This window comes from Neisseria sp. P0009.S010, assembly GCF_051958545.1.
GTDB lineage: Bacteria > Pseudomonadota > Gammaproteobacteria > Burkholderiales > Neisseriaceae > Neisseria > Neisseria subflava_A.
The window spans coordinates 46,556-69,456 of the sequence record NZ_JBQCVH010000010.1; the positions used below are offsets into that span (position 1 = coordinate 46,556).

General features: G+C 47.6%; 22 protein-coding genes. 11 read left to right on the forward strand and 11 right to left on the reverse strand.

The genetic code is table 11. From position 1 onward, the window contains the following. Positions 1 to 66: 66 nt before the first annotated feature. Complete coding sequence (gene lpxC / locus ACTHSN_RS10055; protein WP_070461527.1) at positions 67 to 981, reverse strand: UDP-3-O-acyl-N-acetylglucosamine deacetylase; 915 nt, start codon at positions 979 to 981, stop codon at positions 67 to 69. Between the two features lie 652 nt (positions 982 to 1,633). On the opposite strand from lpxC, the gene gap reads away from it, so the two are divergent. Beyond that, entirely contained in the window at positions 1,634 to 2,638 is a 1,005-nt protein-coding gene (gene gap / locus ACTHSN_RS10060; RefSeq protein WP_049335677.1) for a type I glyceraldehyde-3-phosphate dehydrogenase, read from the forward strand. A 95-nt stretch (positions 2,639 to 2,733) separates the two neighbouring features. On the opposite strand, the gene tsaA is transcribed toward gap, so the two are convergent. Next, a complete protein-coding gene (tsaA, locus tag ACTHSN_RS10065; protein WP_004519192.1) occupies positions 2,734 to 3,408 on the reverse strand; it encodes a tRNA (N6-threonylcarbamoyladenosine(37)-N6)-methyltransferase TrmO in 675 nt (224 codons plus the stop codon). Positions 3,409 to 3,577: 169 nt separating this feature from the next. Between tsaA and ACTHSN_RS10070 the strand changes: the two genes are divergently transcribed. The 5 genes from ACTHSN_RS10070 (at position 3,578) to ACTHSN_RS10090 (ending at position 7,778) form a co-directional block, all read left to right on the forward strand. Beyond that, entirely contained in the window at positions 3,578 to 4,213 is a 636-nt protein-coding gene (locus ACTHSN_RS10070; protein WP_004519191.1) for a nicotinamidase, read from the forward strand. 46 nt (positions 4,214 to 4,259) lie between these two features. Beyond that, positions 4,260 to 5,228 carry a lipopolysaccharide heptosyltransferase I gene (gene waaC / locus ACTHSN_RS10075; protein WP_070461526.1) on the forward strand — a complete coding sequence of 323 codons (969 nt, stop codon included), beginning with the start codon at positions 4,260 to 4,262 and terminating at the stop codon, positions 5,226 to 5,228. 184 nt (positions 5,229 to 5,412) lie between these two features. Then, positions 5,413 to 6,162, forward strand: coding sequence for an electron transfer flavoprotein subunit beta/FixA family protein (locus ACTHSN_RS10080; RefSeq protein WP_003686610.1), 750 nt, complete (start codon positions 5,413 to 5,415; stop codon positions 6,160 to 6,162). 10 nt (positions 6,163 to 6,172) lie between these two features. Beyond that, positions 6,173 to 7,105: an electron transfer flavoprotein subunit alpha/FixB family protein gene (locus ACTHSN_RS10085; RefSeq protein ID WP_070461525.1), complete on the forward strand. Its 933-nt coding sequence runs from the start codon at positions 6,173 to 6,175 to the stop codon at positions 7,103 to 7,105. 61 nt (positions 7,106 to 7,166) lie between these two features. Further along, positions 7,167 to 7,778, forward strand: coding sequence for an IMPACT family protein (locus ACTHSN_RS10090; protein WP_070461524.1), 612 nt, complete (start codon positions 7,167 to 7,169; stop codon positions 7,776 to 7,778). 54 nt (positions 7,779 to 7,832) lie between these two features. On the opposite strand, the gene ACTHSN_RS10095 is transcribed toward ACTHSN_RS10090, so the two are convergent. Next, positions 7,833 to 8,144, reverse strand: a complete 312-nt coding sequence (locus tag ACTHSN_RS10095; protein WP_003747758.1) for a DUF4298 domain-containing protein — start codon at positions 8,142 to 8,144, stop codon at positions 7,833 to 7,835. 139 nt (positions 8,145 to 8,283) lie between these two features. Here ACTHSN_RS10095 and purD point away from each other — a divergent pair, with 139 nt between their 5' ends. Continuing rightward, positions 8,284 to 9,555, forward strand: coding sequence for a phosphoribosylamine--glycine ligase (gene purD, locus ACTHSN_RS10100; RefSeq protein WP_070461523.1), 1,272 nt, complete (start codon positions 8,284 to 8,286; stop codon positions 9,553 to 9,555). Between the two features lie 72 nt (positions 9,556 to 9,627). Beyond that, positions 9,628 to 10,197: an L-threonylcarbamoyladenylate synthase gene (locus tag ACTHSN_RS10105; RefSeq protein WP_070461562.1), complete on the forward strand. Its 570-nt coding sequence runs from the start codon at positions 9,628 to 9,630 to the stop codon at positions 10,195 to 10,197. 333 nt (positions 10,198 to 10,530) lie between these two features. On the opposite strand, the gene ACTHSN_RS10110 is transcribed toward ACTHSN_RS10105, so the two are convergent. Next, positions 10,531 to 10,971, reverse strand: a complete 441-nt coding sequence (locus ACTHSN_RS10110) for a surface-adhesin E family protein (protein ID WP_004519182.1) — start codon at positions 10,969 to 10,971, stop codon at positions 10,531 to 10,533. Positions 10,972 to 11,181: 210 nt separating this feature from the next. On the opposite strand from ACTHSN_RS10110, the gene purB reads away from it, so the two are divergent. Further along, a complete protein-coding gene (gene purB / locus ACTHSN_RS10115) occupies positions 11,182 to 12,552 on the forward strand; it encodes an adenylosuccinate lyase (protein WP_004519181.1) in 1,371 nt (456 codons plus the stop codon). A gap of 622 nt (positions 12,553 to 13,174) precedes the next feature. On the opposite strand, the gene msrAB is transcribed toward purB, so the two are convergent. Continuing rightward, a complete protein-coding gene (gene msrAB / locus ACTHSN_RS10120) occupies positions 13,175 to 14,743 on the reverse strand; it encodes a bifunctional peptide-methionine (S)-S-oxide reductase MsrA/peptide-methionine (R)-S-oxide reductase MsrB (protein ID WP_440365295.1) in 1,569 nt (522 codons plus the stop codon). A 145-nt stretch (positions 14,744 to 14,888) separates the two neighbouring features. Here msrAB and ftsY point away from each other — a divergent pair, with 145 nt between their 5' ends. After that, entirely contained in the window at positions 14,889 to 16,421 is a 1,533-nt protein-coding gene (gene ftsY / locus ACTHSN_RS10125; RefSeq protein WP_440365296.1) for a signal recognition particle-docking protein FtsY, read from the forward strand. A gap of 154 nt (positions 16,422 to 16,575) precedes the next feature. Here ftsY and ACTHSN_RS10130 read toward each other — a convergent pair whose 3' ends face one another. The 5 genes from ACTHSN_RS10130 to ACTHSN_RS10150 form a co-directional block, all read right to left on the reverse strand. Continuing rightward, positions 16,576 to 17,472 carry a polyprenyl synthetase family protein gene (locus ACTHSN_RS10130; RefSeq protein WP_440365297.1) on the reverse strand — a complete coding sequence of 299 codons (897 nt, stop codon included), beginning with the start codon at positions 17,470 to 17,472 and terminating at the stop codon, positions 16,576 to 16,578. Next, entirely contained in the window at positions 17,456 to 17,683 is a 228-nt protein-coding gene (locus ACTHSN_RS10135) for an exodeoxyribonuclease VII small subunit (RefSeq protein WP_049352491.1), read from the reverse strand. The genes ACTHSN_RS10130 and ACTHSN_RS10135 overlap by 17 nt, the downstream gene beginning before the upstream one ends. A gap of 135 nt (positions 17,684 to 17,818) precedes the next feature. Beyond that, on the reverse strand, positions 17,819 to 19,675 hold the full coding sequence (locus tag ACTHSN_RS10140) for a ribonuclease catalytic domain-containing protein (protein ID WP_440365298.1): 1,857 nt from the start codon (positions 19,673 to 19,675) through the stop codon (positions 17,819 to 17,821). Positions 19,676 to 19,784: 109 nt separating this feature from the next. Next, on the reverse strand, positions 19,785 to 20,705 hold the full coding sequence (locus ACTHSN_RS10145) for a patatin-like phospholipase family protein (RefSeq protein ID WP_070624876.1): 921 nt from the start codon (positions 20,703 to 20,705) through the stop codon (positions 19,785 to 19,787). A 99-nt stretch (positions 20,706 to 20,804) separates the two neighbouring features. Further along, on the reverse strand, positions 20,805 to 21,422 hold the full coding sequence (locus ACTHSN_RS10150) for a tellurite resistance TerB family protein (protein WP_036492402.1): 618 nt from the start codon (positions 21,420 to 21,422) through the stop codon (positions 20,805 to 20,807). Positions 21,423 to 21,573: 151 nt separating this feature from the next. On the opposite strand from ACTHSN_RS10150, the gene rsgA reads away from it, so the two are divergent. Next, entirely contained in the window at positions 21,574 to 22,440 is an 867-nt protein-coding gene (rsgA, locus tag ACTHSN_RS10155; protein WP_107811095.1) for a ribosome small subunit-dependent GTPase A, read from the forward strand. A 131-nt stretch (positions 22,441 to 22,571) separates the two neighbouring features. Here the strand turns inward: rsgA and ACTHSN_RS10160 are convergent. Further along, positions 22,572 to 22,901, reverse strand: a 330-nt coding sequence (locus ACTHSN_RS10160) for a transposase (RefSeq protein ID WP_440365299.1), incomplete at its 5' end; no start/stop codon positions are given.

The following is a 22,901-nucleotide window of genomic DNA, read 5'->3' on the forward strand; positions in this document are numbered from 1 at the left end:
GACATGATTTAGGCCGTCTGAAAGGTTCAGACGGCCTTTTCATTGGACTGCTTTATCTATTTTCTATCAGGCTGCCGGCAACTCGTGAAAAGCGGTGGGCAAATCTTCGTCATCGGCAAACTCAACCCATTCGTAAGCGGTTTCATCTGCCAAAACGGCACGCAACAGCGCATTATTGATGGCATGGCCTGATTTGTAACCTTCAAATGCGCCGATAATCGGATGGCCGACAATGTATAAATCGCCAATCGCATCAAGGATTTTGTGGCGGACAAATTCATCGGGATAGCGCAAACCTTCCGGATTCAAAACATCCATGTCGTCAATCACGATGGCGTTGTTCAAATTGCCGCCCAGTCCGAGATTGTGGGCGCGCATCATTTCCACTTCGTGCATAAAGCCGAAGGTACGGGCACGGGCAATCTCATCGATATAGGATTTTCCTGCAAAATCAATCTCGAAAGTAGGTGCGCTTCGGTTGAATACGGGATGATCAAATTCGATGGTTAAAGTAACTTTAAAGCCGTCATAAGGCGTAAAGCGCACCCATTTTCCGGTTTCTTTGATTTCAACGGGTTTGAGGATTTTTAGAAAACGTTTTTGGGCTTTTTGATCGACAACGCCTGCATCTTGTAATAGGTAAATAAACGGCAGGCTGGAGCCGTCCATAATCGGAATTTCAGGCGCGTTCAATTCAATCAAGGCATTGTCGATGCCATAGGCAGACAGAGCCGACATAATGTGTTCAATCGTGCCGATGCGTACGCCTTTATCGGTAACGATGGTTGAAGAGAGGCGGGTATCGTTGATCAAATAAGGATTCAATTTGATTATTTCGCCCATTTCCCCACTTAAATCGGTACGGCGGAACGAAATACCGCTGTTTTCTTCGGCAGGATGCAAAGTCAGAGCGACCCTTTCGCCCGAATGCAGGCCAACGCCGGTAACGCTTACTGATTTGGCTAAAGTCCGTTGCAGCATAATTGCTTCCTTTTAAAAAGTCTGATGGGCAAATGATACGTTAAAAAGGAAAAAACAAGCCATCATTTTTAATAGTATTTGCCAATATGGATGTTTTGCGGGTGTGAATTTCAAAATTTTAATTATCCACAATAGCATGTGAAATTGAAGTGGGTAATTTGGGTTTTATCCACAGAAAAATAGAAGAACTAAGATTCTATCCTTTTTTATTCCGGCATTCAGTTGGGGTTGGCCTCAAAGATAAAAAGCGACTATCAAATTGGTTTTAAAGAAAGTTATTCCGTTATCCACAGATGGTTTGGTTCTTCATCAAAATCATCATTTTAAAAATTAAAATATTATAATTTGAAGAAAACACTGAATTATCAACACAAAAATGGCAAAATACGGAGGAAATAGAACTAAGTTTATGATTTCCATAAACTTATGAAACTTTTAAGATTGGAAAAAGGTTTTTATGAAATAAAATATCAAAATTAAGGACTGATTCGATTTACCTGATATTTTCCTACAAACAAGAATTTCATGTTTTCTTTATTTAAATCAAACAACTTAAAAGTAATTATCTTTAATCCTAGAAAGTAATTTTATTTCAGGATACAATGGCCTTACTGAAAAATTTTTCCCATTCCATCTAATTAGGAGTAGCAAAATGAGTATTAAAGTAGCGATTAATGGTTTTGGCCGTATCGGTCGTCTGGCATTACGTCAAATTGAAAAAGCCCAAGGTATCGAAGTCGTTGCTGTTAACGACTTGACTCCTGCCGATATGCTGCTGCACCTCTTTAAATACGACAGTACTCAAGGCCGCTTTGAAGGCTCTGCCGAATTGAAAGATGATGCGATTGTTGTGAACGGCAAAGAAATCAAAGTATTTGCCAATCCTAATCCTGAAGAATTGCCTTGGGGCGAGCTGGGTGTGGACGTTGTCCTCGAATGTACTGGTTTCTTTACCAATAAAACCAAAGCGGAAGCCCATATCCGTGCCGGTGCGCGCAAAGTTGTAATTTCGGCTCCTGGCGGCAATGATGTGAAAACTGTCGTATACGGCGTAAACCAAGATATTTTGGACGGCAGCGAAACCGTTATCTCCGCCGCTTCTTGTACGACTAACTGTCTGGCCCCTATGGCTGCGGTATTGCAAAAAGAATTCGGTATTGTTGAAGGCCTGATGACCACTATCCACGCTTATACCGGCGACCAAAACACCCTTGACGCGCCACACCGCAAAGGCGACTTCCGCCGCGCCCGTGCCGCTGCCTTGAATATCGTACCGAACAGCACCGGTGCCGCTAAAGCCATCGGCTTGGTTATCCCTGAATTGAACGGCAAACTTGATGGTTCTGCCCAACGCGTTCCTGTAGCCACCGGCTCTTTGACTGAACTGGTTTCTGTTCTCGAACGCCCTGTTACCAAAGAAGAAATCAATGCAGCCATGAAAGCTGCCGCCAACGATGCTTTAGGCTACACTGAAGATCAAATTGTTTCTTCCGACGTCATCGGTATCGAATACGGCTCACTTTTCGATGCGACTCAAACCCGCGTGATGACAGTTGGCGACAAACAATTGGTAAAAACCGTTGCTTGGTACGACAATGAAATGTCTTACACTTGCCAATTGGTTCGTACCTTGGAATTTTTTGCCAGCAAAATCTAAAAAATAACGGGCTGAATCAATCAGTCTGTGGATAATTAAAAGGCCGTCTGAACATTTCAGACGGCCTTTTGTGTGTAGATAGATTCAATTTGCAATCAGATTGTGGATAGTTTAATCACTGTGGCACATTTGTTTTCTATCCTAAACTGCACTTCATAATCCGCAATATTCATTACATAAACCCGTTCGGGAATATCTTGATAGGCAGGGCGAGGATCTTGGGCGATGCTTTGCTCAATGAGATGTTTTTCTTCTGTGGATAAATGTTCTGCAAGCGTACTTTCTGCCCAGACAACGTTCAATTCTTCAGGTTTGCCGCTGACAAAGCCTGATGATGCGTCAGGTTTGGATTCGACAAACGGGATGTAGGGTTTGATATCCACTACCGGAGTACCGTCTAATAGGTCTGCGCCGCTGCAATAGATGCGGACAGGTTTGCCTGTTTCGATGCGTTCGAGTTTCAGCAGGGATAAACCGAGATGATTGGGGCGGTGCGGGCTGCGCGTGGCAAATACGCCCATTTTTTGTTTGCCTCCAAGCCGTGGCGGACGCACCATTTGCGCCCAACCTTCATCCAATACGCCGTGGAAAATAAAACTTATCCACACGTAGTCGAAATCTTCCAAGCCCCGAACGCTGTCTGTGGTAAATTCAGGATTGAATTCAATGCAAATTTCTGCCGCAGGAACCAAACCGGGTTGGCGGGCAATGCCGAATTTTTGTTTGTAGGGGGAATGAACGGTTGCAATAGGCGTAATCGAATAGGACATAATTTATGGATAAAAATTCTGTGCAAACTGTCATCATATCACAGATGTTTTCCCACATTTTGCGGTAGTAATTTGTTATAATACAAAGCATTTATTCCAAATGTCCGTACATTGGTAATAAATGCTCAATTCAAATTATATAAATAAAATCAATAGGTTATATTAATCCATGATTGTTTCCATCGATGTAGATGCACAAAAAACGTTTACGCCTTTGTGCCCGAAAGAATTGCCCGTTGCCGAAGGTCATCTGATTGCGGATGAACTCAATGCTCAAGCTGCATTGGCGGATTTACGCGTAATGACGAAAGATGCGCATCATGCCGCGGCAAAATGGCTTGTGGATAATCCTGTTGATATGTTGAAACCGACGGGTTTACCCGATGCGGATTTGACTTGGGTATCGCATGCGATGGTTGGAACATATGGCTATGATTTGTTGGATGGCCTGCCTTCAGCCAAAGAATACAATTATTGCGTTTGGAAAGGCGTCGATCCTGAGTTACATCCTTACGGCGCATGTTTTCACGATATTGAAGAAAAGCTCAGTACAGGTTTGATCGAATGGTTGCGCTGTCAAAATGCAGATACAGTCATTGTCGGCGGTTTGGCAACGGATTATTGTGTGAAAACGACAGTTTTACAGTTGCTTAAAGGCGGGGCTTGGAAAGTCATCGTCAATCAGGCGGCTTGCCGTGGCATTGCTCCGGAAACGGTTGAATCTGCATGGCGGGAAATGCGTTCTGCCGGAGCTATTATTTTAGAAAACGCCGAAGAAATAAAAAAATACATTAATAATCAATAAAGTATATTTAAAATTCTGTTGTTTCACGTGAAACATTTTTCAAAATATGAAGATTTTACTTGTCCGCTTGTCCAGTATGGGCGATTTAATTCACACGTTACCCGCAGTTGAAGATTTGGCGCGACAATGTCCTGAGGTAGAGCTCCATTGGCTGTGTGAGGCAGGGTTTGCAGATATTGTCCGCTTGCATCCTTTTGTCAAAAAGGTTCATGTAATGAAATGGCGGCAATGGCGCAAACAGCTTTTTCAGGCTGAAACTTGGCGTGAAATAGGCCGTCTGAAAACAGATTTACAGGTTGAATCTTTTGATTTTGTTTTAGATAGTCAAGGACTGATTAAAAGCGCATGCTTTGCCAAAATGGCGAAATCCCCTATTTACGGTTTAGATAAACACAGCACGCGTGAAAGTTTGGCTGCCTTTGCATACAGTAAAACATTTGCCGTGCCGAAAGGCAAAAATGCGGTCTGGCGAAACCGTGAATTATTCGCCCAAGTATTTGGTTATACAATGCCTGAAACGCAGGTATTTGGTTTGTCGGTTCCTGAATCAGGCCGTCTGAAAAATTTGCAATCCCCTTATTACGTTGCTTTGCATGCAACCAGTCGAGACAGTAAATTATGGCCGGTAGAACACTGGCGTGCATTATTGAAAAAGTTGAATGAAGAACAACAATGCAATGTATATTTGCCGTGGGGAAATGAAACCGAAAAAATGCGTGCCGAACAGATTGCAAGCGATTTACCGTCTGCTTCGGTTTGCGACAAAATGAATTTATTACAGGCTGCATTTTTATTGAAAAACGCAGAGGGTATTATTGGCGTAGATACCGGACTACTGCATCTTGCCAATGCACTGGAAAAGCCTGTTGTAGGAATTTATACAGATACAGATCCGGCCAAGACCGGCGTTCAAGTTTCGGCTTATGCAAAAAATTTAGGCGGTATTGCTCAAATTCCCAATGTTGACGAGGTTTATCAAACCTTGATGGATTGTGTTGCAGCATATGGTAAATAATTGCAGGGGAGTTGGATTTATTTTCTGAGTAAATGCTTTAGAAATGATATAATTCCGCTCTATTTACCAAGATTTATACAAATTTGGTTTTATCATGTTGGTGAAAACCGAATTGGATTTTATATAAAGAATGTATCAAAAGCAGTATGCTAGATTTGATGGACATTCTTTTTAGGAGAATTGAATGAAAGCACTGGTCGCAGTAAAGCGCGTAGTGGACTATAACGTCAAAGTTCGTGTGAAAGCCGATGGTTCCGATGTGGATATCGGTAATGTCAAAATGTCGATGAACCCGTTTGATGAAATCGCGGTAGAAGAAGCTGTCCGTTTGAAAGAAGCCGGAAAAGTAAGCGAGATTGTTGCTGTTTCTCTTGGCGAGAAAAAATGCGAAGAGACGTTGCGTACTGCTTTGGCGATGGGTGCCGACCGTGCGGTTCATGTTGAGACTGATGCGAAGTTGGAGCCTTTGGCCGTTGCAAAATTGCTGAAAGCTGTTGCGGATAAAGAAAATCCGCAAATTTTATTGCTGGGCAAACAGGCAATTGACGATGACGCCAACCAAGTTGCCCAAATGCTGGCTGCGTTGTTGAATGCGGCTCAAGGTACTTTTGCATCAAAAGTGCAAATTGAAGGCGAAGAAGCATTGGTAACCCGTGAAATTGACGGCGGCGAAGAGACTGTTGCATTGAAGCTGCCTGCGGTCATTAGTGCAGATTTGCGTTTGAACGAACCACGCTTTGTCAAACTTCCTAATATCATGGCGGCAAAGAAAAAACCTTTGGAAAAATTAAGTCCTGCCGATTTGGCTGTGGATATTTCTCCGCGTTTGAATACCGTGAAATTTGCCGAACCTAAAGCACGTCAAGCTGGTGTGAAAGTGGCTGATGTTGCCGAGTTGGTTGAAAAGCTGAAAAACGAAGCCAAAGTGATCTAAGGAGTATGAAATGAGCGTATTGATTATTGCAGAACATAATAACCAACATTTGAATCCTGCCACTTTGCATGCGGTAACGGCTGCCGCCAAATTGGGTAATGTAGATTTATTGGTTGCCGGCAGCAATGCTGCTGCGGTGGTTGAAGAGGCAAAACAGGTTGCAGGCGTGGCGAAAGTTTTGGTAGCCGATGCGCCCTATTACGCTGAAGGCTTGGCAGAAGAATTATCGCCTTTGGTTGTTAAATTGGCTGCGGATTACCGCTATGTGGCTGCGACTGCAACTGCGTTTGGTAAAAATCTTCTGCCCCGGGTCGCTGCCCTGTTGGATGTGCCACAAGTTTCGGACTTAACTGAAGTTGTGGATAACTCGACATTTGTCCGTCCGATTTATGCCGGTAATGCATTTGAAACCGTTCAATCCAATTCTGAAAAACTGGTGCTGACTTTCCGTGCAACCGCATTTGATGCTGCCGGACAAGGCGGTAATGCAGAAGTGGTCAATGTTGAGGCAACGCCTGCTCAAAACCTGAGCCGTTTCGTAAACCGTCAACTTTCCCAGTCTGACCGCCCTGAATTGACTCAGGCAAAAGTGATTGTTTCCGGTGGCCGTGCGTTGGGCAGCGCTGAAAAATTCAATGAAGTATTGACTCCTTTGGCTGATGTTTTGGGTGCGGCGATTGGTGCATCCCGTGCAGCAGTGGATGCCGAGTATGCGCCAAACGATGCCCAAGTCGGACAAACCGGTAAAGTGGTTGCGCCGCAACTGTACTTTGCTATCGGTATTTCCGGTGCTATCCAACACGTTGCCGGTATGCAGGACAGTAAAGTAATTGTTGCCATCAACAAAGATGCTGACGCTCCGATTTTCAATGTGGCAGATTACGGCTTGGTTGGTGATTTGTTTGAAGTTGTGCCTCAACTAACTGAAGCACTGAAAAACTAATGTTTCACGTGAAACGTTCAGACGGCCTTTTACAACAAAGGCCGTCTGAAAATATTTTGGCATGATTACGACCTATAAAACCATTACCACACCGACACAGGCTGAATTTAAAGATAAAGGCAGCCGCTTCATTGCATACGCCTATCCGATTCGCACTTTGGCCGATGTGAAGAAGTATTTAGACCCATTAAAGGAAGAACATCACAAGGCACGACATTGGTGCTATGCCTATCGATTGGGTGTGGATGGAATGCAGTTTCGCGCAAACGATGATGGAGAACCGTCCGGAAGCGCAGGCCGCCCTATTCTGGGACAGATTGATTCTGTCGGCGTAACGGATGTGTTGGTTGTGGTTGTGCGTTATTTTGGCGGTACGCTATTGGGCGTTCCCGGTTTGATTCATGCTTATAAGGAATCAACGACTCAGGCATTGGCGATAGCTGAAGTTGTTGAAAAGAATGTCGAAAAGACAGTTTGGTTGAAATGTGAATATCCTGTTTTGAATGAGGCTATACGGATTGCCAAACAATATCAGGTCGATATTGTGGAACAGGATTTGCAGCTGGATTGTAAGTTGACAGTGAAAATAGCGTTGGCCGATTATGAAGCTTGTATTGCTGCTTGGAAAAATACGCGCCAAATTGAAATAGATACTGAAAAGCCGTTTGAATAAAAGGTCGTCTGAACATATTTGAGAAATCAAAAGTTTCAGACGGCCTTTGAAGTTTTAGCCTTGGTATCTGTCTAAAGCATTTACACTTGAGCGCAGGTGTTCCCAAGCCAGTTGATGAAATTCCCCTAGTGCGTTCCATAGGGCATCTTCGCTCATAATGCTGTATTCGCCCTGTGTTCGCAAATCAACATCTGCCCCTTCTTCAATGGCTTGATGGCATGCTTGGTATTCGTTGGTATAGAAGTCATCCATGTCTTGCATGAGGCTTGCAGCATGTTTCCAACGGGCGATATCTGCTTCCAGTTGCGGCAGTAATTCGCACCATTCGCGGTATTTGCTTTGAATTTCGTCAATACGTTTTTGCATGATTTTCCTTTCGTTGTTTGAAATTAGAGTATGGTTGTCTTGGTGCAATATTATTCTTAATTTGAAACAGCTATGCAAGATGGAACAATATTCCATCGATTGAATTTTATTTACAACATCTATTCTTCAAGGAGATGGTATGAAATTGCTCGTTATTGGTAATGGTGGACGTGAACACGCACTGGCTTGGAAATTGGCGCAGTCGGCTAAAGTAGAAATTGTCTTTGTTGCACCTGGTAATGCCGGAACGGCAATTGAGCCTAAACTGCAGAATGTGGCGTTGACGGCACATCAAGATTTGATTGATTTTTGCCGTAATGAAAATATTGCCTTTACCGTAGTCGGCCCTGAAGCGCCTTTGGCTGCGGGTGTGGTGAATGACTTCCGTGCTGCCGGATTGAAGATTTTTGGCCCGACTCAATACGCGGCCCAGCTGGAGAGCTCAAAGGATTTTGCTAAAGCGTTTATGGCAAAATATAACATTCCAACCGCGCAATACCAAACCTTTGAAAATGCCGATGCGGCACATGATTACGTCAATCAAAAAGGTGCGCCAATTGTTATTAAGGCGGATGGTTTGGCTGCCGGTAAAGGCGTGATTGTCGCCATGACTTTGGATGAAGCCCATGCCGCTATTGACGATATGTTGTTGGGCAACAAAATGGGCAATGCAGGCGCGCGTGTCGTGATTGAAGATTTCCTGCAAGGCGAGGAAGCAAGCTTTATCGTTATGGTGGACGGCAATCATGTTTTGCCGATGGCAACCAGTCAAGACCATAAACGCCTGTTGGATGACGACAAAGGCCCTAATACCGGCGGTATGGGCGCATACAGCCCTGCTCCGGTGGTAACGCCTGATGTGTACGAGCGCGCGATGAATGAAATTATTTTGCCGACCGTGGCAGGTATGAAAGCAGAAGGTCATGAGTTTACCGGCTTTTTATACGCGGGCTTGATGATTGATAAAACCGGTGCGCCTTATACCATTGAATTCAACTGCCGTTTCGGCGACCCTGAAACCCAGCCGATTATGAGCCGTTTGGATAGCGATTTGGTGGACTTGGTTGAAGCGGCAATCGACGGCAAACTGGATAGTGTTGCTGCCAAATGGAATCCGCAAACTGCAGTAGGCGTGGTGTTGGCCGCACAAAATTATCCTGACTCCCCGAAAAAAGGCGATGTGATCTTCGGCTTGGATAAGGCCAATCAAATCGGTAAAGTTTTCCATGCCGGTACTGCAACGAATGAAAAAGGAGAAGTTGTAACCAACGGCGGCCGTGTATTGTGTGTAGTCGGTTTGGGCGATGATGTTGCCCAAGCTAAAAGCAAGGCTTATGAGGCATTGGAAACAATCCGTTTTGACGGTATGCAATACCGTAAAGACATTGCCGATAAAGCCATCAACCGTTAATAATGAATAGAAATAGGCCGTCTGAACACAGATTGTCCGACAATCTCAGTTTCAGACGGCCTTGGTATGATGATGATGTTTCCCAGAATTTTATCGGCTGCAGCCCAATGCAGGCTGCAGGCGCATCTTAAAAAAGGCGGTTTGGTCGCCTATCCTACCGAGTCTTGCTATGGCTTGGGCTGTGTCCCTACTTTGCCTAAAGCACTCAATCAACTGATTCATCTGAAAAAACGACCGCAACACAAAGGCATGATTGTCATTGGCCATAGCTTGGAACAGTTGCAACCTTTGCTGCAAAGGCCGTCTGAAAATATCCAAACTATGCTGCATGAAGCATGGCCTGCTCCGAAAACTTTTTTATTGCCGGTCGGCAAAAAAGTATTGCCATCATTGCGTGGAAAAGGACGCAGTAAATTGGCTGTCAGAGTTCCTGCGCATGTAGGTGCAAGGCGTTTGTGTCAGGTTTTGGAAATGCCTTTAGTCTCTACTTCATGCAATCGTGCAGGAAAACGGGCATGCAAAACGGAAAGGGAAGTCAGAAGACAGTTTGGCAGGAAAGTCTGGGTTGTAGGCGGATTGATAGGTAAGCAGAAAACGCCCAGCCAGATTATTGACGGAGAAACAGGGGCAAGGCTGCGTTAAAGAAGAATTGTATTTTCAAAGGAAAGGTATTTATTTGGAGAAGCAAATTTTTTCCAAAAGATTGGAATACCTGTGTGAAAAGCATTTAGCGCAGATCCAGTTTGATGCATAGCAGTCTAGAGGATAAAGCAGTATTTTGTGAAAGAATGAAGCAAATTTTGAGCGTAAATGAATCGCTTTAATAAATTATTTTTGAATAAACAAATTTTGTGGATAAATTTGAAGATAAATTTCCATAAAAACATAAAAATGCCGTCTGAAACTTGATATTCAAAGCATTCAGACGGCCTTTTAAATATTTAAACTGTGGATAACTTTGTGAATAAGTGTGGATTAAAGCTTATGTCCGCACACAGTTTCGTATTGTTTTTCAGTAATCGTACCGCTCATGACGCTCATTGGGCGGATGCTGGTCGGAGTATAGCTTTGGTTGGAAATTACCCGGCCGTGTTCGTCCATCAGTTGCAGCGCTGCCAGGCGATAGGTTTTGTTTGAGCAATGAATTTCCCAGCTGCCGATGGCTGTTTTATAGGCCGGCGTGTTGACGAAACGTTCCTCTTTCAGTTTGGAAACGGTTTTTTTATCGCGGAAAGTAACCAGTGCGCCATTTCTTTTAATGCTGCTTCTATCAATAGCCACTTTGATATTGCCTTCAGAGATGGTGCCGATGTTGGTCCAGCTGCCGCCGCCGCTCGATGTGGTGGTTGTTTCACAGGCACTCAACATCAAAGCCGCAAATACGGTTGCAGCTAGGGAAAAACGTTTGATATTCATAAAACCTCATTATTTACAGAAAGTCAGCCGATATTATCCGTGAAGATGGCATATATCGTAAATCGATTTTGCAAAGTTGAACCTCTGAAAAGAATTTTATGAAAAATACGCTGAAAAGGCCGTCTGAAACCTGTCTTTCAGACGGCCTTGGAGTGTAAAATCATGTATAATTGCAAACAATTTGGTTTTCATCCCATAGGAAGATCCGACATGATTAACCCTATCGCTGCACTTTCCCCATTAGATGGCCGCTACGCCAAATCCGTTGAAGCATTGCGTCCGATTTTCTCCGAATACGGCCTGATGCGTGCGCGTGTCAAAGTTGAATTAAACTGGCTCAAAGTCCTTGCCGCCGAACCTAAGATTGTAGAAGTTCCTGCTTTCAGCGATTTTACGCTTGCCGAAATCGACAAAGTGATCGAAAACTTCTCGCTTGAAGATGCTGCCGCCGTCAAAGCTATTGAGGCGACCACCAATCATGATGTCAAAGCCATCGAATATTGGCTTAAAGAACGCTTCTCCGGCGTGCCTGAAGTGGCTGCTGCCAGCGAGTTCATCCACTTTGCCTGCACCAGCGAAGACATCAATAACCTGTCCCACGCTTTAATGCTGCAAGAAGCGCGTGAGACTGTTTTGCTGCCGAAACTGGCCGAAATCATCAAAAAACTGACCGGCATGGCGCATGAGTTGGCTGCCGTCCCTATGATGAGCCGCACGCATGGCCAGCCTGCGACACCAAGCACATTGGGTAAAGAAATCGCCAATGTCGTGTACCGCCTGCAACGCCAGTTCAAAAACCTGCAAGCGCAAGAGTTCCTCGGCAAAATCAACGGCGCAGTCGGCAACTACAATGCCCATATGGTCGCTTATCCCGATGTGGATTGGGAAACCCATTGCCGCAACTTCGTTGAAATCAGCCTCGGCCTGACCTTCAACCCCTACACCATTCAAATCGAGCCGCATGACTATATGGCGGAATTCTTCCAAGCCATCAGCCGTGTCAACACGATTCTGATCGACTTCAACCGCGATGTTTGGGGCTATATTTCTTTGGGTTACTTCAAACAAAAAGTTAAAGCAGGCGAAGTCGGTTCTTCCACCATGCCGCACAAAGTCAATCCGATTGACTTTGAAAACTCCGAAGGCAACCTCGGTATGGCCAATGCCGTATTGGGCTTTTTGTCTGAAAAACTGCCGATTTCCCGTTGGCAGCGCGACCTGACCGACAGCACCGTATTGCGCAATATGGGCGTAGGCGTGGGCTATACCATATTGGGCTTTGCCGCCCATCTGCGCGGTCTGAACAAGCTTGAGCCGAATCCTGCCGCCCTTGCTGCCGATTTGGACGCTACTTGGGAGCTGCTGGCCGAGCCGATTCAAACCGTAATGCGTCGTTACGGCGTAGCCAATCCTTACGAGAAGCTGAAAGACCTGACACGCGGTAAAGACGGCATTACGCCTGAAGTGTTGAAACTCTTTATCGAATCGTTGGAAATTCCGGCAGAAGCCAAAGCCAAATTGCTTGAGCTGACCCCTGCGTTGTATGTGGGTAAGGCCGAAGAGTTGGCAAAACGAATTTGATTTATAAAAAAGCCATTTGAATCTTCAAATGGCTTTTTTTGAATTAAATATATAGTATGAAAATAATGAAGAAAGTTTTAGATGTTTAAATATTTTCCAAGTAAGGAAAATTTGATTATATGGTTACCAATCGGCTTGTTAGTCAGTATATTACATTTTCATGGAAAAATTCCTTTTAAAAATATATTTGATACTTTTATGGGTTTGACTCCAATATATGTATTATTGGCATATCTTCATTTTCTTAGGTTTCTACAATTATGTAATTTTCCGTATCTTGTTTCTATTCAAATAGAGGCAAGAATTATTGATGTTTTAAATAGTATTGTCTCTTTTCTAATTGGATTTTCGATATGTACAAGTTTTTTTATACCCTTTTGGAAAGAAAGTTCTAAAGGATATCTCTTTCTTTTATGTTTTAATATTGCGGTTCTAGTGTTTACGATGCTTCCTATATGCTTGCATTTATGGAAAGAAATTAGAGATAAAAAAATTAAATATATTTTGATATCAGTAATGTATTTAATACTTTCTGTTGCATCATTTTATGACATGACCAAATAAATTATAAATTTAAGGCCGTCTGAAATCTTTTTCAGACGGCCTTTTTCGATTCAATCCGTTATTTCACTTTGTCTTTCAATGCACCGTAGCCGGCTGCGTCCATTTCTTCCAAAGGAATGAATTTCAAACTTGCGCCGTTGATGCAATAGCGCAGGCCGCCTTTGTCTTTCGGGCCGTCGGGGAAGACGTGTCCCAAGTGTGAGTCGGCGGCGTGGCTGCGCACTTCGGTGCGGCGCATGTTATAGCTGAAATCGTCGTGTTCGGTAACGGCGGAGGCATTAATTGGATGGGTAAAACTCGGCCAGCCGCAGCCGGAATCAAATTTGTCGGCAGAGCTGAACAGGGGTTCGCCGCTGACGATGTCCACATAAATGCCGGGTTTGAACAAGTGGTCGTATTCGTGGCTGAAGGCGTATTCGGTCTCGCTGTTTTGGGTAACCTGGTATTGCTCTTCGGTCAGAATGCGTTTGAGTTCAGCAGCGCTGGGTTTTTTATACGTTGCCGCGTCAAAGCCTTTGCCTTGAGGGACGGCTTTGGTTTTGCTCGGCAGCGGTTCGTCGGCTTTGCGGATGTCGATGTGGCAGTAGCCGTTGGGGTTTTTAATCAGGTAGTCCTGATGGTATTCCTCGGCGTCGTAGAAGTTTTTCAGCGGCTCGTTTTCGACGACGAGGGGAAGTTTGTATTTTTGCTGCTCGCGTTTGAGTGCGGCGGCGATGACGGCTTTTTCGGCGGGGTCGGTGTAGTACACGCCGCTGCGGTATTGCGTGCCGATGTCGTTACCCTGTTTGTTGAGGCTGGTCGGGTCAACGACGCGGAAATAGTATTGCAGGATGTCGTCGAGGCTGAGTTTGTCGGCATCATAGGTGACTTTGACGGTTTCGGCATGGCCCGTATCGCGGTAGGAAACGTCTTCGTAGCTTGGGTTTTGCGTTTTGCCGTTGGCGTAGCCGGATACTGCGTCAACCACGCCGTCTATGCGTTGGAAATAGGCTTCCAAGCCCCAGAAGCAGCCGCCGGCAAGGTAGATGGTGCGCGTATTCATGATTGCTGAATCCTTTTTCTGTGTGTTGGGTTTGTAGAACGAATTTTTCAGACGGCCTATATCGGCATTCGGGTCGCGGATTAACGCCAATGCCTGCGCTTCGTTGATACTGCCTTTGACGATGCGCTGCACGTCGCCGTCTTTGCCGATTAATGCCCATGAAGGGTAAACACTGATATTCAGGCTTTGGGCGATGGTGCCGCCGTTGTCGGTAACGACGGGCAGCTTAGGATAATTCAAACCGGCATACCATTTTTGAAAGTCGCCGTCTTTTTTCTCGTGTAGAAAACCGGGCGAGGCAACGGTAATTAGGTTGGCAGAACCGAATTGTGCATCTTGCACCCATTTTTCGGTTTGTCCCAATTCGGACAAACACAAAGGACACCAACTTGCCCAAAATTTAATCAGGGTGGGTTTGTCTTTTTTCAGAAAAACACTGGCAGGGCGGTTGTCAGGGGTTTTCAACGAGGACAAAGCCTGCGGTATGGTTGCGGCTTCGGTATCCATCATTTTGGATGAGCAGGCACCAAGCGCAAGCAGGCAGCCGAACTTGGTGCAAAGTGAAAATAATGTGCGGGGATTCATCTCTATGTTTCCTGTATGGATAGTTTCTCTCGTTAGACGTTGGAAATGCCAAAATCTTACAACCTTGATTTTCAGACGACCTTGCCACGTAAAATACGCTACAATACTCCCTATTTCAAGTTTCTAAAATTAAAAGGAAAATTTAATGTTCAGCTTCTTCCGTCGCAAGAAAAAACAGGAAACTCCGGCTCCTAAGGAGGCTCAAGTTCAGGAAACCGCAGCAAAAGCAGAATCTGAAGTTGCTCAAGTAGTTGAAAATATTAAAGAAGATGCCGAATCTTTAGCAGAAAGCGTCAAAGGGCAGGTCGAATCAGTTGTCGAATCGGCTGTTGAAACTGTCAGCGAAACCGTCGAGCAGGTTTGGGAAGCTTTGACCGAAACGCCGTCTGAAACAGTCGAAAAAGTAGAAGAACACGTTGAAGTGGCAAAAGAAGCGGCCGTTGAAACCGTCAGCGAGGCTGTTGAACAGGTTCAAAAAACCGTTTCCGAGATGCCGTCTGAAGTGGCTGAGGCCGCTGAGGAAGTAGCGGAACAGGCTGAAGCAGTTAAAGAAGCAGCTGTTGAAACCGTCAGCGAGGCTGTTGAACAGGTTCAAGAAACTGTTTCCGAGATGCCGTCTGAAGTGGCTGAAGCTGCTGAGAAAGCAGCAGAACAGGCCGAAGCGGTAAAAGAAGAAGCTGTTGAGGCAGTTAGCGAAGCTGTCGAGCAAGTTCAAGAAGCCGTTGTGGAAACACCGGCTGAAGCCCCTGCTCCGGTAGAAGAACAAAAGCTCAGTTGGGCTGCGCGTTTGAAACAAGGCTTGACCAAATCGCGCGACAAAATGGCAAAATCGTTGGCAGGCGTGTTCGGCGGCGGACAAATCGACGAGGATTTGTACGAAGAGCTGGAAACCGTGCTGATTACCAGCGATATGGGCATGGAAGCCACCGAATACTTGATGAAAGACGTGCGCGACCGTGTCAGCCTCAAAGGCCTCAAAGACGGCAACGAATTGCGCGGCGCGCTGAAAGATGCGCTGTACGACTTGATTAAGCCTTTGGAAAAACCTTTGGTCTTGCCGGAAACCAAGGAGCCTTTCGTGATTATGCTTGCCGGTATCAACGGCGCAGGCAAAACCACGTCTATCGGCAAATTGGCCAAATACTTCCAATCTCAGGGTAAATCTGTGCTGCTGGCGGCAGGCGATACTTTCCGTGCCGCCGCGCGTGAGCAGCTTCAAGCTTGGGGCGAGCGCAATAATGTGACTGTGATTTCGCAAACCACAGGCGATTCCGCAGCAGTTTGCTTCGATGCCGTCCAAGCTGCGAAAGCGCGCGGGATTGACATCGTGCTTGCCGACACCGCCGGACGCCTGCCAACGCAGCTTCATTTGATGGAAGAAATCAAAAAAGTGAAACGCGTGCTGCAAAAAGCCATGCCTGATGCGCCACATGAAATCATCGTTGTTTTGGATGCGAACATCGGTCAAAACGCCGTCAATCAAGTAAAAGCCTTTGACGAAGCTCTGGGTCTGACCGGCCTTATTGTGACCAAGCTCGACGGTACGGCCAAAGGCGGCATCCTTGCCGCCCTTGCCTCCGACCGCCCTGTTCCTGTCCGCTACATCGGCGTAGGCGAAGGTATCGACGATTTGCGTCCGTTTAATGCCAGAGCATTCGTGGATGCCCTATTGGATTAAACAGACAGGCTGAGGTTTGTAAACGCAGTTTGCGGGGGATTTCTGAGCCGTATTTTGAAAGACTCCGTATTCGGGTGATACAAGCCAAACAGGTTGTTAAAAAGGCCGTCTGAAACCTAAAATCAGGTTTCAGACGGCCTTTATTTATTTGCGTTTAGTTTTTCCGTGAGGTAACAAACTCGGCCAGTTGGCGCAGACGCAAGGCTTTGTCGCCGAATGGCTCGATCAGTGCAACGGCTTCTGCAATCAGCGTTTCTGCGTAAGTGCGCGCGGCGTACAGGCCCATCAGTTTGACGTAGGTCGGTTTGTCGTTGTCCGAGTCTTTGCCGGCGGTTTTGCCCAAGGTGGCGGTATCGGCTTCGCAGTCCAATACATCGTCGATCACTTGGAAAGCCAGGCCCAATTTGGCGGCGTAGCGGTCTAAGGTTTGGATTTGCGCCGGTGTTAAGTCTGGGCAGGAAAGTGCGCCTAAGGCCACGGCCGCGCGGATGAGTGCGCCGGTTTTGAGGCTGTGCATCTGTTCCAATTCGGCCTGATTCATGGCTTTGCCGACATTGGCAAGGTCGATGGCTTGTCCGCCCGCCATGCCGAGGCTGCCGGATGCTTGGGCCAGCGTGGACAACATGGCAAGCTGGCGTTCAGCAGACAGGCCTGTCGGACGGCTCAATACATCAAAGGCTTGGGTTTGCAGCGCATCGCCGACCAAAAGGGCGGTTGCTTCATCGTATTGCACATGGCAGGTCGGTTTGCCGCGGCGCAGGCTGTCGTTGTCCATCGCCGGCATATCGTCGTGAACCAACGAATAGACGTGCACCATTTCGATGGCTGCCATCGCCTGCTCGACGGCATTTTGGTTTGCTTCGCCCAATTCGGACGCGGCAAGCACCAAGAGCGGGCGCAGCCGTTTGCCGCCACCGAGGGTAACGTAACGCATGGCTTCATGCAGCGTGTGCGGCACTTGGCTTTCAGACGGCAAGAAATGCGCCAGCAACAATTCGGTTTGCGCTTGGGCTTTTTGCTGCCATGTTTTGAGTTCATTCGCCGGGTTCAAGGTTCAACTCCTTCAGTTCGCCGGCATCCAAGACTTGAAGTTTCTGCTCGACTTCCGCCAATTTGGTTTGGCAGTATCTGACCAATTCGTTGCCTTCCTGATAGGCGGCCAAAGCGTCTTCCAGCGGCATTTCGCTGCTTTGCATGGCCTGGGTCAGGGTTTCGAGGCGGGATAAGGCTTCTTCAAAGGATTTTGGGGCGTTTTTTTTCATGGTTTGAAATGATGGGCAGAAAAGGGGAATTGTAGCATTTTTAGATGATTAAGGCCGTCTGAACAGGGATGAAAACGAAATCAAAGATTTCTGTTTCTTCGTTCAGACGGCCTTTTTTCAAACGGAATAACGTTATCAGCCCGGTAAAACGGCTTTTTGATAGTTGAGCGCGATAAACTGCTTCTCGGCATCCAATTCAGTGATTTTGAACAATGCCTGCGATTTGGGCAGCGCATCAAACGGAATACCGGTCGCGCGCGTTACCAGCGGCAGGCCTTCAATGCGGACGAGGTCTTCTTTGAGGATGGTGGCCGTCAGCTCGCTCGTGCCTTGCTGTTGCAGATACACGAGGCTCCAGTAGGCTTCCATTTGACGTTGGAAGTCGGCGTAGGCTGTATAGGCGGCATCAAAGTCGCGCAGCGCGGCGAAAAGCTCGGCATCGCTGTTTTGATACAGCGGCTCGGCCATGTCGTCGATCAGGCTGATCAGCTGCTTTTGGTTGATGTAGTCGGCGGCACGGCGCAGCGGCGAGGTAAACCAGCCGTAATGCTGCACACCCATGCCGATGTGCGGCTCGGATTTGGTGCTCATACGCACTTTGCCTGCCGGTTGGACGCGGAAAAGGCCGGGCAGCTCGTTTTCGTCCAGCATTTGCGCCCAAGTGCTGTTGGCAAGAATCATCATCTCGCTGACCAGCGTATCGATGGGCGAACCGCGTTCGCGGCGGACGACGGATACGTTGCCTTCCTCATCCAATTCGATGCTGTAATCGTATTGCGGCGCACGGTCGGGCTCGTATTTGCCACGCGCTTTTTGCAGGGCGATGGCAAATTGATAGAACCAAATCAGGTCTTGATGGTGGGCGAACATCATTTCGCCCGCTTCGTCCAAGCCGGTTTCGGCGTTGAAATGCGGCTCGATGGTTTGAATGCGCAGGTTTTCGGCGATGTTGACTGCTTCGATTTTGCAGGTCGGTGCGCCGACGTTGAACTCGTTGTCCACATCGAAATAAATGCTGATGGAAGGGCGGTATGCACCTGCGTCAAGGCTGAACGCGGCAATCCAGTTTTCGGGCAACATGGTGATTTTGCCGCCGGGGAAATAAACCGTGCTTAAGCGTTCCATGATGTTTTTTTCCATTTTGTCGCCTTGCTTAATGGCAAGCGACGGCGCGGCGATGTGGATGCCGACGCGTTTCATGCCATTGCCCAAGTCGGTCAGGCTCAAGGCATCATCGACTTCGGTGGTCGATTCGTCGTCAATGGAAAAGGCGGTAACGTCGGCTTTGGGCAAGTCGGGCATTTCAGGAAGCGGAAGGTCGGGGAAACCTGTTCCTTTGGGGAAGTATTTGATTTCAAACCCGTCTTGCAGGTATTGGGGAATGGACGTAATGCCGCCTGTTTTTTTCGCCAGTTCGTAGGCGGAGATTTTCAGCTCGTCGGCGGCTTTGGTAAAGGCTTTGTAGGTCAACGACTGCTTGTCGGGCGAGTGTAAGATGGTTTTCAAATCCGCCGCGATTTCAGACGGCATCTCGCCGCGTTTCAGGGCTTCCGCCCAAGCTTCGATTTGCGCGTCTTGTTGTTTTTTGCGTTCGATGGCGGCAAGCGCCTGTTTCAAAGTTTCTTCGGGCGCGGCTTTGAACACGCCTTTTGCTTTTTTGTAGAAATACATCGGTGCGGCGTAAAGCGCAATCAGAGTCGCCGCCAGCTCGGTTTTGGTCGGCGCATGGCCGTAATATTCTTCGGCGATGGCCTCGGCGGTAAATTCCTCTTCGCCGCATACTTCCCACAATAAATCGGTGTCGATGTCCGCCGCCTGCGCCTGCGCGTTCTCTAAAAACGCCGCCATATCGCCGTCAAACTCGGCAAAGACATTATTTGCCTTCACTTTGGTGCGTTTGCCGTGTTGGGTATCGACTTGGTAGGTGGCGTCGTTTTTTTGGACGATGGAGGCAACTTTGAATTGGCCGGACTCTTCGTAAAAGATATTCATTTTTTTTAGGATTTTATGATTTGTAGGAAACGCGTGATTTTAGCAGATTTGCACAAGAAAGGCCGTCTGAAAAACATACTTTCAGACGGCCTGTTCAAATGGCGGATACTTAATACTGATATGCCGCCAGTTTTCGTTTAATTTCAGGCAGGGCGGCGCGTGCGGCTTGTTCGCCCAATTGGATGGCGCGTTGTTTTTGGTCGAAACCGCCAATCGAGCCCAGCTCCAAAACCTGCGGTTTGATGACCACATTGGCTTGGCCCAATTCTTGGTGTAAGGCGGTTTGGCTCATCACGTTGAAGGTTTGGTCAAGATAGGAGAACATACCTTGGCTGACATTTTTGGCCGGACGGGCGGAAATATCGACGGCAATGATGAAGTTTGCCCCCAGTTTTTTCGCCGCGCTGACTGGTACGGGCTGCGACAGGCCGCCGTCCACATATTTGCGACTGCCGATAACGACAGGTTGGAACACGTTCGGAATCGAAGCAGAAGCGCGGACGGCCTGTCCGGCATTGCCTACGTTGAATACCACCGGTTTGCCGCTTTCAAAATCGGTCGCAACGGCGGCAAATTTGATGGGGAACTGCTGCATCGGGCGGTTGCCGACTTTGCGGTTGATGTAGTTTTGCAGTTTTTCGCCTTTGATGAAGCCGCTGGTGGACAAGGTCAAATCCACCAAATCGGTTTTACCCAAAATTTCCGCTTCCAATTCGAGGCGGTCGGGCGACATTCCCGAAGCGTACATACTGCCGACAATCGAGCCGGCAGATGTACCAGTAACGATTTTGACCGGAATATTGTTTTCTTTCAAAACCTTAATAATCCCGATATGGGCAAAGCCTTTGGACGCGCCGCCGCCCAAAGCCAGCGCAACCGTGGCTTTCGGTTTGGGTGCAGTATGCGAAACCGTATTTTGACCCTGCGTAGAAGGTTTGGATTGCGGCGCGTTGCCGCTCGGACAGGCAGCCAATACCAAGACGGACGAAGCGGCTAAAAACGTTTTGAATGTGGAAAAAAGTTTATTCATGTTCAGACAGCCTTTAATATGTCGAAGGGGTTATTTTACTCTGAAATTAAGTCGAAAGGCCGTCTGAAATCAAGTTTCAGACGGCCTTTTAAATCCAGCTCAAGCCAATTCGAGCTGTTTTTCCAAACTCTCGACCAGTTGGTCGTCCAAATTCAAAGCTTGGGACAAACGGCTCAGGAACACAATTTCCTTGCGCGACAAGTCCGCGCAGACCAATCGGGCCGCCAGATAAGTTTCGGCTGCCAAAGCCTCGTCATTGCCGACCGAAGCGGCAATTTGCTCGATGGAGGCCGGTTGCGCATATTCCGCCTGCAACCATGCCGCCGTTTCCGCATCGCTGCCGCTTTCACGCTCAATGGCCGCGCGTTCCGCATCGTCAATCAGGCCGTCTGAAGCCGCCGCCGCAATCATCGTTTGCAAAATCACACGGCTGTGGTTTTCACCAATCAGGCCGGCAGGTTGGAACGCACTTTGCGGCAATTCGTCCTGCTGGCGGTTTTGTTTCCAGTTTTGATAGCCTTTATAAGCCAGAAAACCCAAAGCGGCAACCGAGCCGGCCTTGACCAGCTTCTTTGCGTTTTTCTTTTTCAACAGCATCGATGCCAAAGCACCCGTCAGCGCGCCACCGCCGAAAGAATTGAGCGGGCTGTCCGCCACCGCTTTGCCGCCTTTTTGAGCCGCACCCAAAACCTGATTGAGCAACTGACTGAAATCCATAAAAAAATCTCCTGAAAACCAATACATTGCAAATATAGAGTAGAAACACCCAAAAACCAAGCCAAAGAAAGTTAAAAGGTGCAAACAAGTTTTCAGACGGCCATAGCCGACTTTCGGTACAATCACACCATTCCAAACAATAAACTCCATCATGACCGATACCGCCCAAATTATTACCAGCTATGGCCGCCGCTATATTGTCCGCACCCCCGACGGCCAAATATATGACGCCACCACCCGCAAAAAACGCGTCGATTTCGCCTGTGGCGACCAAGTCCGCATCAGCCCCATCAACGGCGAACAAGTCGTGATTGAAGACTACCTCCCGCGCGAAAGCCTGCTCTACCGCCAAGACGCATGGAAAACCAAACTGATTGCCGCCAACGTTACCCAACTGCTCATCGTAACCGCCGCCAGCCCCTCACCCAGCGAAGCCCTGTTACAACGCGCCCTCCTCGCAGCCGAAGCGGCCGGCATTAACGCCGTCATCGTCCTCAATAAAGCCGACCTCCCCAAAACCGCCCAATGGCGCGAGAAACTCAAATTCTACGAAACCCTCGGCTACCCCGTGGTCGAAACCAACGCATTGGAAAACGCCGACATCCTGCGTCCCATTTTAGAAGGGCAAACCAACATCCTGCTCGGACAAAGCGGCATGGGCAAGTCCACCCTGACCAACTCCCTACTCGGCAACCAAGCCGCCCGAACCGGCGACATTTCCACCGCGCTCGATTCCGGCAAACACACCACCACCCACGCCCAACTGTACGATTTAGACGCAGAAACCCGACTCATCGATTCCCCCGGCCTGCAAGAATTCGGCCTGCACCATCTCCAAGCTGCCGATTTATTACAATACTTCCCCGACCTGCGCCACCTTATCGGCCAGTGCCGTTTCCACAACTGCACCCACCGCGCTGAACCCGGCTGCGCCGTCAAAGCCGCTGCCGAATCAGGCGAAGCCAAACCCGAGCGCATCGAATTTCTGCAACGCGTTACCGACGAATTATTGAGATAAAGATTGAACGGAAACTAAGCGTTTGGATAAATAAAAAGGCCGTCTGAAACTTTCAGACGGCCTTTTTTTAAAGGGGTATACGGATTTAATGGTTGATGGGGCACCTTCACCCCATCAATCTGATACCACCCTCAGATGGTTGATAGATCGACTCCGTAGTTGAGTTCCTCTGCGAAGTCCGGCAGTCCGTAACCGATGGTTTTCTTGTAGAAAGGAGAGACCTTCGCAGTCGGTGCCTTCTTCTTGTGCTTCGTGGTGTAGAGCATTCGTGCCCGCATCACCTCGAAGGAGTAACCGCGCCCTTCACGGTTCTTGTCCTTGGCCAGTCGGTTGATGGACTCCGTGTAAGCGTTGGTGACGGGCATGTCCATCTCGAAGTAGGTCATGGTCTCTTCACGCCAGTTTCCCACTGCCCTGACCAGATCGCTCCAGACTTCCTTTTGGCCCTTCGGGATGGTGGC